The 15943-nt window shown below is 72.2% G+C and carries 13 protein-coding genes; 2 read left to right on the forward strand and 11 right to left on the reverse strand.

The features are described from left to right. Window positions 1-435: 435 nt before the first annotated feature. On the reverse strand, window positions 436-1734 hold the full coding sequence (gene tyrS, locus JWR33_RS10115; protein WP_297411627.1) for a tyrosine--tRNA ligase: 1299 nt from the start codon (window positions 1732-1734) through the stop codon (window positions 436-438). Window positions 1735-1835: 101 nt separating this feature from the next. Between tyrS and JWR33_RS10120 the strand changes: the two genes are divergently transcribed. Beyond that, window positions 1836-2453 carry a DNA-binding protein gene (locus JWR33_RS10120; protein WP_297411628.1) on the forward strand — a complete coding sequence of 206 codons (618 nt, stop codon included), beginning with the start codon at window positions 1836-1838 and terminating at the stop codon, window positions 2451-2453. A 14-nt stretch (window positions 2454-2467) separates the two neighbouring features. Further along, window positions 2468-3016 (forward strand): hypothetical protein, encoded by a 549-nt coding sequence (locus tag JWR33_RS10125; RefSeq protein ID WP_297411629.1) that lies wholly within the window; start codon window positions 2468-2470, stop codon window positions 3014-3016. Window positions 3017-3171: 155 nt separating this feature from the next. Here the strand turns inward: JWR33_RS10125 and JWR33_RS10130 are convergent, their stop codons facing one another. The 10 genes from JWR33_RS10130 to pheS all read right to left on the reverse strand — a co-directional run bounded on the left by JWR33_RS10130 (window position 3172) and on the right by pheS (window position 15932). Next, the gene (locus JWR33_RS10130) at window positions 3172-4530 is read right to left on the reverse strand and encodes an aminotransferase class V-fold PLP-dependent enzyme (RefSeq protein ID WP_297411887.1); all 1359 of its coding nucleotides are present in this window, start codon (window positions 4528-4530) and stop codon (window positions 3172-3174) included. Window positions 4531-4688: 158 nt separating this feature from the next. Further along, window positions 4689-5312 carry a DNA-3-methyladenine glycosylase gene (locus JWR33_RS10135; protein ID WP_297411632.1) on the reverse strand — a complete coding sequence of 208 codons (624 nt, stop codon included), beginning with the start codon at window positions 5310-5312 and terminating at the stop codon, window positions 4689-4691. Between the two features lie 115 nt (window positions 5313-5427). Continuing rightward, window positions 5428-6864: an argininosuccinate lyase gene (gene argH / locus JWR33_RS10140; protein WP_297411634.1), complete on the reverse strand. Its 1437-nt coding sequence runs from the start codon at window positions 6862-6864 to the stop codon at window positions 5428-5430. A 76-nt stretch (window positions 6865-6940) separates the two neighbouring features. Then, window positions 6941-7864, reverse strand: a complete 924-nt coding sequence (argF, locus tag JWR33_RS10145) for an ornithine carbamoyltransferase (protein ID WP_297411636.1) — start codon at window positions 7862-7864, stop codon at window positions 6941-6943. A gap of 16 nt (window positions 7865-7880) precedes the next feature. After that, the gene (locus tag JWR33_RS10150; RefSeq protein WP_297411638.1) at window positions 7881-9077 is read right to left on the reverse strand and encodes an acetylornithine transaminase; all 1197 of its coding nucleotides are present in this window, start codon (window positions 9075-9077) and stop codon (window positions 7881-7883) included. After that, window positions 9074-9991 carry an acetylglutamate kinase gene (argB, locus tag JWR33_RS10155; protein ID WP_297411640.1) on the reverse strand — a complete coding sequence of 306 codons (918 nt, stop codon included), beginning with the start codon at window positions 9989-9991 and terminating at the stop codon, window positions 9074-9076. Before argB ends, JWR33_RS10150 begins: the two co-directional genes overlap by 4 nt. A gap of 1 nt (window position 9992) precedes the next feature. Beyond that, window positions 9993-11144: a bifunctional glutamate N-acetyltransferase/amino-acid acetyltransferase ArgJ gene (gene argJ, locus JWR33_RS10160; protein ID WP_297411641.1), complete on the reverse strand. Its 1152-nt coding sequence runs from the start codon at window positions 11142-11144 to the stop codon at window positions 9993-9995. Further along, window positions 11141-12196, reverse strand: a complete 1056-nt coding sequence (gene argC, locus JWR33_RS10165; RefSeq protein ID WP_297411642.1) for an N-acetyl-gamma-glutamyl-phosphate reductase — start codon at window positions 12194-12196, stop codon at window positions 11141-11143. The genes argJ and argC overlap by 4 nt, the downstream gene beginning before the upstream one ends. 134 nt (window positions 12197-12330) lie before the next feature. Beyond that, entirely contained in the window at window positions 12331-14865 is a 2535-nt protein-coding gene (pheT, locus tag JWR33_RS10170; RefSeq protein WP_297411644.1) for a phenylalanine--tRNA ligase subunit beta, read from the reverse strand. Then, on the reverse strand, window positions 14865-15932 hold the full coding sequence (gene pheS, locus JWR33_RS10175) for a phenylalanine--tRNA ligase subunit alpha (protein WP_297411646.1): 1068 nt from the start codon (window positions 15930-15932) through the stop codon (window positions 14865-14867). Before pheS ends, pheT begins: the two co-directional genes overlap by 1 nt. Window positions 15933-15943 lie beyond the last annotated feature (11 nt).

A 15943-nucleotide genomic window follows, 5' to 3' on the forward strand; every position in this document is an offset into this window, starting at 1 on the left:
GAATTCTCAACGCGCTGCCGAAGCAGCACGACGAGGATAATTTGGCATTGACTTAGTGCACGCTGTTGAGTTCTCAAGGATCGGACGCACCACATCCTCCGCCTCGCGGCTTCGGTCTGTGAGCAACTTGTCCAACTTACCCGCCACTGTCCGGCCCGTCAAACCAGGTCCTCGATCCGCGAAAGCGGGGGGATCCGATGCAGGCCGTCTCTGTGGCGGCTTTCCATCATACCTCATCTGCGACTCCCGGAGGAGGCTGTTGAGAGGGATGAAGTCCCGCTTGAGGCCGGGGAACTCTTCCGTTCCGCCGCACCTTTGGGGTGACGAGTAGTTACGTTACGGCGATGTTTCGGGCTCCGCAAGTTGGGGGCCCTCCGGGCGTGTCACGCCCCGACCTGGTATCAAGGCGGACCGCGGGTCGGGCGTCCCAGGCCATCACTCGAGGAAGATGCCCGCCAGCGTGCGCTTTCCGCGGCGCAGCACGGCCACCCGGCCGGGCAGCGCGCTGCCCTCGAGGGTCTGCGCCTCGTCGGACACCTTCCTGTTGTTGAGGTGCACGCCGCCCTGCGCGATCGCACGCCGCGCATCGCCCAGGCTGGAGCTGAGGCCCGTCTCCACCATCAGCTGGGCCACCGTGGACCACTCCCCCGCCGCCGCATGCGGAATCTCCCGCAGCGCGCTCGAGAGCACCGCCGGGTCGAGGACGCTCAGGTCGCCCTGACCGAAGAGCGCGCTCGACGCCGCAATGACGGCGTCGGCCGCGTCCCTCCCGTGCACGAGCGAGGTGACCTCATCGGCCAGCCGGCGCTGCGCCTCACGCCGGAAGGGCTCCTCGGCGACGGCCTGCTCGAGCCGCTCGATCTCGGTCCTGGGCAGGAAGGTGAAGATCTTCAGCCGCTCGATCACGTCCGCATCCAGCGTGTTCAGCCAGAACTGGTACATCGCGTACGGGCTGGTCATCGACGGGTCGAGCCAGATGGCGTTCCCCTCGCTCTTGCCGAACTTGGTCCCGTCCGAGTTGGTGATGAGCGGCGTCCCGATGGCGTGCACGCCCACGCCCTCGACGCGGTGGATGAGGTCGGTGCCGCTCGTGAGGTTTCCCCACTGATCGCTTCCCCCGGTCTGCAGCACGCAGCCGTACGACCGGTAGAGCTCCAGGTAGTCGAGTCCCTGCAGGATCTGGTAGCTGAACTCCGTGTAGCTGATGCCGGCATCGGAGTTGAGCCGCGCGCTCACCGCCTCCTTCTTGAGCATGGTGCCGACGCGGTAGTGCTTGCCGATGTCCCGCAGGAAGTCGATGGCGGACATCGGCGCGGTCCAGTCCAGGTTGTTCACCATGCGCGCAGCACTCTCGCCCTCGAAGCTGAGGAAGCGCTCGATCTGGCCGCGCAGGTAGCCCACCCACTCCGCCACCGTCTCCTTGGTGTTGAGCGTGCGCTCCGCGCTCGGCCGCGGGTCGCCCACGAGACCCGTGGACCCGCCGACCAGCCCCAGGGGCCGATGCCCGGCGAGCTGCAGCCGCCGCATGGTGAGCAGCTGGACGAGGTTGCCCAGGTGGAGACTCGGAGCGGTCGGGTCGAAGCCGCAGTAGTAGGTGATCGGCGGACCGCCGAGCAGCTCCTTGAGGGCGGCGGCGTCCGTTGACACGGCGACGAGGCCACGCCACGTGAGCTCGTCCCATACGTTGGCGAAGCCGGGGTCGTTGTTCTGGCGCGCGAGGGCGTCTGCTGGCACGCGCCTACGCTAGCAATCGCCGCGAGGAGGGCGCTCGCACGCATCCTATTGATTAAGCAATGACGCTTGATGATCGCAAGTCAAGTGCGTATGCTTGACGGATGTTCGTCGTCACCGCGGATCAGATCGCCAGCAGCAGAGGCACCGACCGCGTGCCTGCAGCCTTCGAGCTGCTCGCCGACCTCGAACCGGATCTCGCCCTGCCGCCCGACCGGAATGCCGGCGACGAGCTGCAGCTCGTGACCGCATCCGCGCCCACCGCTCTGGACATCGTGCTGCGGCTCCGCCGCGACGAGCACTGGAGTGTCGGTCTCGGCGTGGGGAGCGTCCGCGAGCCCCTCGCCCGCAGCGCGCGCGAGTCCTCCGGGGCCGCATTCCTCGCTGCGCGCGACGCGGTGGACGCGGCGAAGCGGGCGCCGACCCGGTTCTCGCTGGTGTCCGCCGTCGACGGCCGATGGAACGGGGGCCATGTGGGTGCGCTCCTCGATCTCCTGCTGGCGCTGCAGGGGCGCCGGTCCCCCGAGGGCTGGGCCGTCGTCGACCTGCTGCGATCGGGGTCGAACCAGCTGGCCGCCGCGGAAGCGCTCGGCATCACCCCGCAGGCCGTCAGTCTTCGCCTCCGCGCGGCCGGCTGGCGGATCGAGGAGCGGGCACGTCCGGCTCTCGTCCTACTCTTGGAGGATCTCGACCGGGGGATGTCCTCCCCGGAGCAGAACTGACGGGAAGCAGCTCCGTGATCCTTCCGCTCGTGTCCGTGCTTCACACGGTGCTGCTCGTCCTCTTCTGCGCCGCCGCCCCGGTGCTGAGCCTGCTGGCCTGGCGTGGCTCTCCCGCGGCGCTCGTGTATCCGGCGGCCGCGGCGGTCGCCGCGGCGCTGCTGCTCGCCGCGGTGCCGACGGGTGATCCCGGCTTCGGCGTCGTCCTGCTCCTCACGATGCTGATGCTCGTCGCCGCGGTCGTCGGCGGCGGGCCCGCCGCCACGCTCGCGCTCCGGCTCGCGGTGCGTGGATCGATCGAGGGTGAGCACGGCGGCATCCTGCAGAACGACCGTGAGGTGCTCCGGGGAGGCATGGCGATCGGGCTCCTCGAGCGGCTCGCGATCGCCGCCGTCATCCTCGCCGGCTTCCCGGAGGGCCTCGCGATCGTGGTGGCGATCAAGGGCGTCGGCCGCTTCACCGAGCTCGACGACGCGGAGACCCGGGAGCGGTTCATCATCGGGACCTTCGCGAGCTTCCTCTGGGCGGCGTGCTGCGCGGGGGTGGTGCTGCTCGCCCGGTCGTAGCCGCCCGGTCGCCGACGTGGCGCCGAGAGGCGGTCAGCTCTCGGCAGGCTCGTCGAAGAGCCCGATGAGGGTTGCCCTCGCTGTCGCGCAGATAGACCCAGCGCGAGTGCTCGTTGAGCGGCTGGATCTCGCCGACCTGCCGGCCGCCCGGCCGGTCAGTCGATCGTGTCGAGGATGGCGACGAGGAGCTCCACGGAGGTGCGAGGGTTCAGCACCGCGAAGCGCAGGATGGGCGCGCCCTCGTGGGCGCTCGGCATCACGAACGCGCGCTGGTCATCGAGCAGGGCGGCCGACCAGCGCGCGTAGTCGTCCGCCGCCCAGCCGATCCGCTCGAAGGCGACGACCGAGAGGTCGGGTCGGCGGATCAGCCGCAGGGAGGGGCGGGTCTCGATCTCGTCCGCGATGGCCCGAGCCAGGTCGAGGCTCGCGGCGATGGAGCGCCGGTACTCGGCCACGCCGTAGGTGGCGAGCGAGAACCACAGCGGGAGTCCGCGCGGACGCCGGGTGAGCTGGAAGGACAGGTCGGACGGGTTCCAGTCCTCCGCCTCGTTGAGCGGGTCCAGGTAGCTCGCGGACTGGCGATGCGCGGCACGTGCCGCCGCAGGATCGCGATAGATGAGCGCACAGGCGTCGAACGGCGCGAACAGCCACTTGTGCGGGTCGACGATCACCGAGTCCGCCCGGCCCACCCCCTCGAAGGTGGCCCGCATCTCGGGCACCAGGATGGCGGCGAGCCCGTAGGCGCCGTCGACGTGCAGCCAGAACTCGTGCTCGTCCTTGAGCGCCGCGATCGAGGCGATGTCGTCGACGATCCCCAGGTTGGTGGATCCCGCTGTGGCGACCACGGCGAACACGCTGTCCTTGTGCTCCTGCAGCGCGAGCTCGACCCCGGGTCCGGAGAGTCGGCCCTCGCTGTCGGCCGGCACGCGGACCACCCTGACGTCCATCACGGCGGCGGCTGACGCGACCGAGGAGTGAGTGGACTCTCCGCTCAGGATCACCCACTCGTCCGGCTGGGCGAGTCCCCGCGCCTTCCGGGTGGCCCGGGCGTGGTGGCGCGCCGCGACGAGCGCGGACAGGTTGCCCACCGTGCCGCCCTGCACGAAGACCCCGCCCGCTTCGGGAGGCAGGCCGAACTCGGCCGCGAGGAAGGCGAGCACCTCGTTCTCCGCATGGATCGCTCCGGAGCCCTCCATCCAGGAGCCGCCGTAGATGGCGGAGGCCGAGACCACCAGGTCGAAGGCGATGGACGCCTTGGTGGGCGCGGCGGGGATGAAGGAGACGAAGCCGGGATGGTCGACCGAGATGCACGCGGGTGCCAGCACATGCTCGAACAGGCCGAGGGCCCGCCGGGCGCCCAGACCCTCCTCGGAGATCGCGTTCCCGGCGAGGCGCACCAGCTCAGGAGCGGTCATCGCCTTGTCGAGCGGGATGTTGTCGGCCAGGATCCGCCGCCGCGAGTAGTCCAGGACCAGCTCGACGATGGCGCTCGTCTCCTCGGACTGATCGTGCATGCGCGAGGCCGGCGCGGCGCCCTCCAGCCGGTCCGGGCCGCTCGGCAGGGGCTGGGGCGTCGTACTCACTCCGCCACCTTAGTTCGCCGCATCCCGCGAGCCGGATGGGGCAGCAGCACGCGGGGCAGAGCGGGCACGCGTCTGCACGCTCTGGCTCGTCACCGCGGGGGCTCCGCTCCTCCGGCGCGCTTGCGTGGAGCGGACGCGCGGTAGGGCGAGACCGTGGGGTCGCCGTCGAGGAAGAAGCGCCAGGGGTAGGCGTCCGAACCGCCGGGACCGCTCACGCCGGTGCGGGCGCTCATCGCGGCGAGCGGCGGGTGCGGGTCGAGCTCGAGCGAGTAGGGCGGCGCGAGGAGGTCCGCTCCCCCGTCGCTCAGCGGGATGCCGAGGGCGACCGCCAGGCGTGCGGGCCCCCGGGCGAGGTCGCGCTTCGGCACGGCGTCCCCGCGCCGGATCCGGGCGAGGTCCTCCCCCTGGACGATCTCGCCCGCTCGCAGGAGGATCCCGGCCGCCCGGCCCTCGGGCAGGCAGACGACGTTGGCGCACACGTGCATGCCGTAGGTGAAGTAGGTGTAGAGGTGCCCGGACGGGCCGAACATCACCGAGTTGCGCGGGGTGCGGCCGCGATGGGCGTGCGAGCCCGGGTCGCTCCCCTCGCCGGAGTAGGCCTCCACCTCGGTGATCCGCAGCGCGACGGTGCCCTCCTCGGAGACCCGGGTGAGGACGGCACCGAGGAGCAGCGGCGCGACCTCCTGCGCGGGCCGGTCGAACAGCGGGCGCACGCTCAGAAGAAGATGCCGGTGGCGATGCTGTAGACGATCGCGGCCACGAGGACCAGCACGGCGAGGGTGACCGCGGTCGGCACGAGCCACGGGAGGCGGGACCGCCGCTGGCCCGTCACGGCGTGCTCCCGGTGAGCGACCGGACGCGGGCGGTGAGGGCCGCGAGCTGCTCGCGCACGCGAACCGGGGCGGTGCCGCCTGCGCCGTTCCGACTGGCGACCGACCCCGCAACCGTCAGCACGCTGCGCACCTCCGGCGTGAGCGACGGGGAGACCTCGCTCAGCTCCTGGTCGGTGAGCTCGTCGAGCTCGACGCCGCGGGTCTCCGCCGCGCGCACCATCGCGCCGGTGATCTCGTGCGCGTCCCGGAACGGCACTCCGGCCTTGACGAGCCATTCCGCGACGTCGGTGGCCAGGGAGAACCCGGCCGGCGCGAGCTCCGCCATCCGCTCCGTGGAGAAGGTGAGGGAGGCCACCATGCCGGTGAAGGCGGGGAGCAGCACCTCGAGCGTGGCGATGGAGTCGAAGACGGGCTCCTTGTCCTCCTGCAGGTCCCGGTTGTAGGCGAGCGGCAGGCCCTTGAGGGTGGCCAGCAATCCGGTGAGGTTGCCGATCAGGCGCCCGGCCTTGCCGCGCGCCAGCTCCGCGATGTCGGGGTTCTTCTTCTGCGGCATGATCGAGGACCCCGTGGAGTACCGGTCGCTCAGCGCCACGAAGCCGAACTCCCGCGTGTTCCAGAGGATGATCTCCTCCGCGAGCCGGGACACGTCGACGCCGATCTGGGCGGCGATGTAGGCGAACTCGGCGACGACGTCGCGGGACGCCGTGCCGTCGATGGAGTTCTCGACCGTGCGGGAGAAGCCGAGTTCGGCGGCCACCGCGCCGGCGTCGAGGCCGAGGGTGCTGCCGGCGAGTGCGCCGGCTCCGTACGGCGACGCGTCGGCCCGCTTCCGCCAGTCCGCGAGCCGCTCCAGGTTCCGCACGAGCGGCCACGCGTGGGCGAGCAGATGGTGGGCGAGGAGCACGGGCTGGGCGTGCTGCAGGTGGGTCCTGCCCGGCATCACGGCGTCGAAGTGCCGGTCGGCCTGCGCGGCGAGGGCGTCGATGAGGTCCACCAGAGCGTGTCCGATGGTGCCGGCGTGGTCGCGAAGCAGCATCCGCACGAGCGTCGCGATCTGGTCGTTGCGGCTGCGGCCGGCGCGGAGCTTGCCGCCGACGTCGGCACCGGCGCGCTCGAGCAGACCCCGCTCGAGCGCGGAGTGCACGTCCTCGTCCGAGGGGACCGGGACGAAGCTGCCGTCGGCGACGTCGGCGTCGAGGCGGTCGAGCCCGTTCAGCATCGTCGCCAGCTCACGCTCGTCCAGATAGCCCGCGGCGGCGAGCGCCCGTGCGTGCGCCCGGGAGCCGGCGATGTCGTAGGCGGCGAGCTGCCAGTCGAAGTGGGTGGAGCGGCTCAGCGCCTCGAGCTCGGGCGAGGGACCGGTGCGGAAGCGGGCACCCCACAGCGCGCCCTCGCGGGCGGCTCCCCCGTCGGCGCTGCTCTCGTCGGTCACGGTCTCCCCTGTCGTCTCTGCACAAACCCTATTGCCGGGCCGCGGTGCAGCCTTCCTGCGGATCCTCGCGCTCGCGCTACTGCTGACTCAGCAGCCAGACGAGCAGCGCCTTCTGGGCGTGCAGCCGATTCTCCGCCTCATCCCAGATGACGCTCTGCGGGCCGTCGATCACGGCGGCGTCCACCTCGTATCCGCGGTCGGCGGGAAGGCAGTGCAGGAACAGCGCGCCGTCGGCGGCTCCGGTCATCAGCTCCGGCGTCACCTTGTAGGCGCCGAGCGCGCGGACCCGCTCCGCCTTCTCCTCCTCGCGCCCCATGGAGACCCAGGTGTCGGTGACCACGATGTCGGCCCCGCCGACGGCCGCGACCGGGTCGGCGAGCACGGCCACCGAGCCACCGGTCTCCCTCGCGATCTGCGCGGCGTCCTCCACCACGGCCGGGTCCGGCTCGTACTCGAGCGGAGCACCGATCCGGACGTTCATCCCGGCCGTCGCGCCCGCCAGGAGGTAGGACTGCGCCATGTTGCTTGCGCCGTCGCCGAGGAAGGCGACCGTGAGTCCCGCGAGGGCGCCACGGTGCTCCCGGATGGTGAGCAGGTCCGCGAGCAGCTGGCAGGGATGGAAGGAGTCGGACAGCGCGTTCACCACCGGCACGGTCGTGCCTGCCGCCATCTCCTCCAGCCCCGCCTGGGCGTAGGTGCGCCAGACGATGGCGGCGACCTGCCGCTCCAGCACCCGCGCGGTGTCGCTCGCGGTCTCCTTGCCGCCCAGCTGGCTGCTCTCCCGGGAGATGATGAGCGGGCTGCCGCCGAGGTCCGCGATGCCGACCGCGAAGGACACGCGCGTGCGCGTCGAGGACTTGTCGAAGACCACGGCGACGGTCTGCGGTCCGGCGAGCGGCCTCTGGGCGAAGCGGTCGCGCTTGAGCTCGACCGCGAGGTCGAGGATCTCCGCCTGCTCGGCGGGGCTGAGCTGGTCGTCGCGCAGGAAGTGGCGGGTCATCGGGATCCGTTTCGGGTCAGAGGTCGGCGAGCGTCCGGGCGAAGAGGTCGGCGAACGCCTCGATCTCGGCGTCGCCCACGATGAGCGGAGGCACGATCCGCAGGCTGTCCGCATTGGGGGCGTTCAGGATGAGGCCGTGCTGCAGGGCGCGGGAGGCCACCTCGGCGGCTCGCCCGTCGGCGATGCCGACCCCGATCATCAGTCCGCGCCCGCGGACCTCCTCGATCAGCGGCGAGCCGAGGGCGAGGATGGTGTCGCGGAGCTGCTCGCCGCGCACTCGGGCGTTCTCCACGAGGTCCGCCCGCTCGATCTCCTCGAGCACGGCTCCGGCGACGGCGGTCGAGAACGGCTGCCCGCCGAACGTGCTGCCGTGGTCGCCGCGCTGGAGCAGCTCGCTCGCGGCGCCGAAGGTCACCAGCGCGCCGATCGGGATGCCGCTCGCGATGCCCTTCGCGAGCGTCACGGCGTCGGGGAGGATCCCCTCGTGCTGGTAGGCGAACCACTCGCCGGTCCGCCCGACGCCGGTCTGGATCTCGTCGACGATGAGCAGCGCACCGTGCCGCTCGGTGAGCTCACGGGCGCGGCGGAGGTACCCCTCCGGCAGCGGGAGCACGCCGGCCTCGCCCTTGATCGGCTCGACCACCAGGGCCGCGACGGTGTCGTCGATCGACTCCTCGAGCGCCTCGAGCGTTGAGTCGATGTGCTCCACCCCCGGGACCATCGGCAGGAAGGCCTCCTGCATGGTCGGCTTGCCGGTGAGGGCGAGTGCGCCCATCGTGCGGCCGTGGAAGGAGTTCCAGAGGCTGAGGATGCGGTGCCGGCCGTGCACGGAGTTGCGTCGGGCCAGCTTGAATGCGGCCTCGATCGCCTCCGCCCCCGAGTTGCCGAAGTAGGCCCTGCCCTGCTCCCCCGCCCCGGTGAGCCGCCGCAGCCGCTCGGCCAGCGCGATCTGCGGGGGTGACGCGAAGTAGTTGGAGATGTGCACGAGGGTGGCCGCCTGACGGGAGACCGCCTCGACGAGCACCGGGTGCGCATGGCCCAGCGAGTCGACGGCGATGCCGGCGAGGAAGTCGAGGTAGCGCTTGCCGTCCACGTCCCACACCCAGCAGCCCTCGCCGCGCTCGAGCACCGCGAGCGGCGCGCTGAGGGTGCGCATGAGTGCTGCGCCGTGCCGCTGCGCGTACGCCGCGGCCGCCTCCCGGGTGTCGGTCACAGGACGACCTCCGTTCCGATTCCGCTGCCGGTGAAGATTTCGAGGAGCACCGAGTGCGCCACCCGACCGTCGATCACGGCCGCCTTCTCGACGCCGCTGCGAACCGCCTCGAGGCACGCCGTCATCTTGGGGATCATCCCCGAGTCGAGGCTCGGCAGGAGGTGCGCGAGGTCCTCGGTGCGGATCTGCGAGACGAGAGAATCCCGGTTCGGCCAGTCGCTGTAGAGCCCGGCCACGTTGGTGAGCACGACGAGCTTCGCCGCGCCGAGTGCGACGGCGAGGGCCGCGGCCGCCGAGTCGGCGTTCACGTTGAGCGACTGGCCCGGCTCGTCACCGTCGGGTGCGATCGAGGACACGACGGGGATCCGCCCGGCGGCGAGGTGCTCGAGCACGGGCTCGGCGTCGACCGAGACCACGTCGCCGACGAGGCCCAGGTCCACCTCCTCGCCGTCGATGACCGCCCCGCGACGGCGTCCCGTGAAGAGGCCGGCGTCCTCGCCGGAGATGGCGGCCGCGAGCGGTCCGTGCTCGTTGATGAGGGCGACGATGTCGCGGCTGACCTGGCCGCTCAGCACCATCCGCACGACCTCCATGACCTCGGGCGTCGTCACCCGGTAGCCGCCGCGGAACTCGCTGGGGATGGCGAGCCGCTCGAGCATGGCGGTGATCTGCGGCCCGCCGCCGTGCACGACCACCGGGCGGATGCCGGCGTAGCGGAGGTAGACCATGTCCTCGGCGAACGCTCGGAGCAGCGCGGGGTCGTCCATCGCGTTGCCGCCGAACTTGACGACGATGATCTGGCCGGCGAAGCGCTTGAGCCAGGGCAGCGACTCGATCAGCGTGGCGGCCTTCACGGCGGCCTCGGCCTGGGTGGTGGTCTGCACCGGGAGGGATGCGGTGTCGAGGGTCGTCATGTCAGCTCGAGTACGCGCTGTTCTCGTGGAGGTAGTCGTGGGTGAGGTCGTTCGTCCACACGGTCGCTGCGGCGTCGCCCGCCTTCAGGTCGATGAGCAGCTCGACCGCCCGGGGCGTGAGGTCCACGTCGCCGCGCGGCCGGTCGGGGGCGCCGTTGGAGCAGACCCGCACCCCGTTCATCGAGACGTCGACGGCGTAGGGGTCGAAGGGAGCGGTCGTCGTTCCGATCGCGGCGAGCACCCGGCCCCAGTTGGGATCGTTGCCGAAGATGGCCGCCTTGAACAGGTTGTTGCGGGCCACCGAGCGGCCCACCTCGACGGCGTCGTCCTCGGTCTGCGCGCCGATCACCTGGATGACGATGTCGTGGCTCGCGCCTTCGGCGTCGCGCTGCAGCTGAACGGCGAGGTCCGCGCAGAGGTCGGTGAGCGCCGCCTCGAACTCGGCCGGATCGGGGCGCACCCCTGAGGCGCCCGAGGCGAGCAGGGTCACCTGGTCGTTCGTCGACATGCAGCCGTCGGAGTCGAGGCGGTCGAAGGTGACCCTCGTCGCGGCGCGGAGCATCCGGTCGAGGTCGTCCGAGCCGAGGACGGCGTCCGAGGTGATGACGACGAGCATCGTGGCGAGGCCGGGAGCCAGCATGCCCGAGCCCTTCGCCATCCCGCCGAGGGACCAGCCGGATCCGGAGCGCGTCGCCGTCTTCACGACGGTGTCGGTGGTGAGGATCGCGCGAGCCGCGTCCGCTCCGCCGTCCACGCTCAGCGCCGCGGCCGCCGCCGCGACCCCGGCGAGGAGCTTGTCGCGGTCGAGCTGCTCGCCGATGAGTCCGGTCGAGCAGACGAGCACGTCGCCGGCGGAGATCCCGACCGCCTGGGCGGCGCCCTCTGCGGTGGCGTGGGTGGTCTGGAAGCCCTCCGCTCCCGTGAAGCAGTTGGCTCCGCCCGCGTTGAGGACCACGGCGGACACGACGCCGTCGGCGATCGCCTGCTGGGACCAGAGAACGGGATTGGCCTTCGCCCGGTTGCTCGTGAACACGGCCGCCGCGCTCTGCAGCGGGCCCCGATTGACGACCAGGGCGAGATCGGGGGCGTCGGTGGCGCGGAGGCCTGCGGCGACGCCTGCGGCCTCGAAGCCTGCCGCGAAGGTAACCGTCATGGTGCGATCCCGTCCTTGGAGAGCCCGAGCGTCTCGGGCAGGCCGAGAGCGATGTTGAGGGACTGCACTGCCGCGCCCGCGGTGCCCTTCACGAGGTTGTCGACGGCGGCGATCACGACGACGCGACCTGCGGCAGCGTCCACGGCCAGGCCGAGGAGGGCGGTGTTCGCGCCGAGCACGTCGGCGGTGCGCGGGAACTCGCCCTCGGGCAGCAGCTCGACGAAGGGCTCCCCGGCGTACGCCGACTCCCAGGCGGCTCGGACGTCGGCCGCGGACACTCCGGGCGCGAGCACCGCGGTGGAGGTGGCGAGGACCCCGCGGGACATCGGGACCAGCACCGGGGTGAAGGAGATCGTCGGATCCGCGGCGCCCGCCCAGCGGAGCGCCTGCCGGATCTCGGGGATGTGCCGGTGGGTGCCGCCGACGGCATAGGTGCTGGCGCTGCCGAGGATCTCGGCGGCCAGCAGGTGCGGCTTGAGGGCCTTGCCCGCTCCGGAGGGACCGACCGCGAGGACGCTGACCAGGTCGGTGGGCAGGATCACCCCGGCCGCGATGCCGGGCGCGAGGGAGAGCGCGACGGTGCTCGCATTGCAGCCCGGAGCGGCGATGCGCCGTACCCCGACGAGCCGCTCGCGCTGCTTGACGGTCCCCGTGCCGGTGCGCACCGGCAGTTCCGGCACCCCGTACGCCCACGGCTCGGCCGCCTCGGTGCCGTAGAAGGCGGACCAGTCCTCGGCGGACTCGAGCCGGTGGTCCGCGCCGCAGTCGACGACGAGGACGTCGTCGGGAAGCGCGGCGGTGATCGCGGCGGAGGCGCCGTGCGGAAGGGCGAGGAACACCACGTCGGCGCCGGACAGCACGTCCGGGGTCGTCTCGCCGAGCACCAGGTCGCGCAGCGACCGCAGGTGCGGCGAAACCTCGCCGAGGCGGCGACCGGCCGACGAGTGCCCGGTGACGATCTGCACATCGAGTTCGGGGTGGGCGGACAGGATCCGCAGGAGCTCACCGCCTGCGTAGCCGGAGGCACCGGCTACGGCAACGGACAGAGGCATGGATTCAACCTTAGCGACGGAGAGGCGGGGCCGAAGTCGGGCGACGTCGGGAAGGGCCGGGCGGAAGGATCGGATTCGCGGAAGGACCGGGAGGTGAGAGCGCCGAAGGCGCGTCTCCAAGCCGAGCCGGCGCCCTACTCGCGCAGGCTGGCCCCGTACCGCTCGCCCGCCACCGCGACTCCCGCGAGCTTCGCCTCGCTGGCCTCTGCGGCGGTCAGGGTGCGGTCCTCGGCCCGGAAGCGGAGGGCGAACGTCAGCGACTTCGATCCGTCAGGAACGCCGGCGCCGCGGTAGTCGTCGAGAAGCCGGATGTCTTCGAGCAGCCCGCCCGCGCCCTCGGCCACGGCGCGCTGCACGTCGCCGGCGGGCACCTCCGACCCGACCACGAGGGACAGGTCCTGGGTCGCCGCCGGAAGGGTGCGGATCGCCACGGCGTGCGCGTCGGGATCGGCGAGCGCGAGAAGGCGCGTGAGATCCAGCTCGGCGACGGCCACCACGTGGGGCAGGTCCGCCTCCTCGGCGAGCGACGGGAGCAGCTCCCCAGCCCAGCCGACGGTCTCCTCGCCGCTCGGAGTATCGGCGACGATGCGAGCCGTGCGCCCCGGGTGCAGCGCCTGGTGAGTGCCCTGCACCGGGCGCACCGTCACTCGGAGGGCCGCGGCCACCCGCTGCACGCTGGTCAGGGCGTCGCGCCAGTCGGCGGCGACGGCCTCCTGGCCCGGCTGCTTGGGGATCGCCGAGCCGAGCCGCAGGGTGGCGACGTGGCGGGGCTGGGGCGGGATGCCGGCCGCCATCGCGGCGAAGGTCTCCTCGGTGGGGAGGACGGCGAGCGGGGCGATGCTGTCCGTGCCGTACTGCACACCCGGCTCGGGTCGGAAGACGGAGCCGACCTCGAAGAGGTCCAGGTCGACGAAGCCGCGCGAGCGGTTGCGGGAGGCGATCTCGATCAGGCCGGGCAGCAGCGAGGTGCGCAGGTACGGCGCCTCCGCGTCGATAGGGTTCGCCAGCTTGACGGCGGGGACGGCGCTGCCGTCGGCCGAACCGAAGCGATCGTTCTGCTGCCGGCGCACGAACGGGAATGCGAGCACCTCCACGCCGCCGTTCGCGGCGAGCAGCTGGGCGACCGAGCGGCGCAGCTTCTGAGCGCGGGTGAGACCGCGCCCGGGCGGGGCGACCGGAAGCACCGAGGGGATCCGGTCGTAGCCCGCGAGACGGGCGACCTCCTCGGCCAGCGAGGCGCTGTCGACGAGGTCGGGCCGCCAGGTGGGCGGCGTGACCCGCAGCCCGCCGTCCTGATCGGCGATGTCCGCGCCGATCTCGACCAGGGTGCGACGGATCTCCTCGTCGGCATAGTCGACGCCGACGAGCCGGGCGATGTAGCCATCGGGCAGGTCGATCGGGGCCGGCGGCTCGGCCGCAGCGTGGGCCGACCCGAGCGGATCCGGCGTCCCGCCCGCGAGGTCGACGAGCAGCTGAACGACCCGGGCCGAGGCCGCGTCGGCGACGGCCGGGTCGACCCCGCGCTCGTAGCGCTTGGACGCCTCGCTCGGCAGCTTGTGCCGGCGAGCGGTTCGCGCGATGGACACCGGGTCGAAGATGGCGGTCTCGATGAGCACGTTCCTCGTGCCCTCGCTGATCTCGGTGTGCGCGCCGCCCATCACGCCCGCCAGGCCGATGGGACCCGAGCCGTCGGTGATCAGGAGGTCCTCGGGCGAGAGGGTCCGCGTCTGCCCGTCGAGCGTCGTCAGCCTCTCCCCTGGCGTGGCGCGGCGGACCACGATGCCGCCGGTGAGCCGATCGAGGTCGTAGGCGTGCACCGGCTCGCCGAGCTCGAGCATCACGTAGTTGGTGATGTCGACGGGGAGGGAGATGGAGCGGATGCCGGCAAGGCGCAGGCGTGAGGCGAGCCACGGCGGCGTGGGCCGGGTGGGGTCGATGCCGCGCACGGCACGGGTGAGGAACACGGACGCGCCGACGCGGCCGCGGAGCGGCGCATCGTCCTGGATGGCCACCGGGAAGCCGTCCCCCGGCGGCAGGGGGCGGGCGAGGGCCGCAGGGTCGCGGAAGACGGCACCGGTGGAGTGCGAGTACTCGCGGGCGATGCCGCGCACCGAGAAGGCGTAGCCGCGGTCGGGGGTGACGTTGACCTCGACGGCCCGGTCGTCCAGGCCGAGCAGCCGGAGGGCGTCGGTGCCGACCTCGGGGTCGAGGCCGAGCGTGACGAGCCGGAGGATGCCGTCGTGCTCGTCGCCGAGGCCGAGCTCCCGGGCGGACGCGATCATGCCGTCGGAGACGTGGCCGTAGGTCTTCCGGGCGGCGATCGGGAAGGGCCCGGGCAGCACTGCGCCCGGCAGCGTGACGACCACCTTGTCGCCCACCTCGAAGTTCGCGGCGCCGCAGACGACGCCCCGCACGTCCGCCCCGCCGTCCGCGGCGGAGCGCCCCTGGGGCGCGACTCGCACCTGGCACCAGCGGATGGTCTTGCCGTTCGACTGCGGCTCGGGGGTGAGCTCGAGCACCTCGCCGACGACGACCGGGCCGCTCACGCCGAAGCCGTGCTCGGCCTCCTCCTCGAAGCCCACCCGGACGAGCGCGGCATGCAGGTCCGCGACCGTGGTGCCCTCGGGCAGGTCGACGTACTCCGCCAGCCAGCTGATCGGAACCCGCATCAGATCACCATCCCGAACTGTCCGCTGAACCGGATGTCTCCCTCGGCCATGTCCCGCATGTCGTTGAGCTCGTTGCGGAACTGCAGCGTGCGCTCGATGCCCATGCCGAACGCGAAGCCCTGGTACTCCCCCGGGTCGACGCCGGCCGCACGCAGCACGTTCGGGTTGACCATGCCGCACCCGCCCCACTCGACCCACCGGGCGCCGCCCTTGGCGCTCGGCTGCCACACATCCATCTCCGCCGAGGGCTCCGTGAAGGGGAAGTAGTTGGGGCGCAGGCGGATCTTCGCCTCCTGCCCGAACATGATCCGCGCGAAGTGCTCGAGGGTGCCGCGGAGGTGCGCCATCGTGAGTCCGCGGTCGATGGCGAGGCCCTCGAACTGCGAGAAGACGGGCAGGTGCGTCGCGTCGAACTCATCGGTGCGGTACACCCGGCCCGGGCAGAGCACGTAGACGGGAAGGGGCCGCTCGAGCAGGGAGCGCACCTGCACGGGCGACGTGTGGGTGCGCAGCACGAGATGCCGCTCCGGCGGGTCGATGAAGAAGGTGTCCTGCATGGCGCGGGCAGGGTGGTCCTCGTCGAAGTTGAGGGCGTCGAAGTTGAACCACTCGTGCTCGAGCTCCGGTCCTTCCGCGATCTCCCAGCCCATCCCCACGAAGATGTCCGCGACCTCCTCCTGGAGGAGGCTCAGCGGGTGGCGCGCTCCGGGCTGCCAGCGCGTGGACGCAGCGGTCACGTCGACGCGCTCGGCGGCGAGGCGCGCGGCGGTCTCCGCCTCGGCCAGCTCGGCCTCGCGCGCCGCGAAGGCGGCGTTGACCCGCCCCCGGGCCTGGCCGACCAGCTTGCCGGTGGCCGCCTTCCGATCCGCCGGGACGTTGCGCAGCTGCGCGTTGACGCGGGCGAGCGGCGAGCCCTCGCCGGCGTGCGCGGTGCGCGCGGCCTTCAGCGCGGCCGTGTCTCCTGCAGCGGCGACCGCGGCGAGCGCGGCGGCGACGGCCTCTTCGACGGCGGTCTCGGAAATGGGGTTCTCGGCGGCCGGATTCCCGGCTGCGCTGGCGTCAGACACGGTGCTCCATC

Origin of the sequence: Naasia sp. (assembly GCF_025465545.1) — a bacterium.
Lineage (GTDB): Bacteria > Actinomycetota > Actinomycetes > Actinomycetales > Microbacteriaceae > Naasia.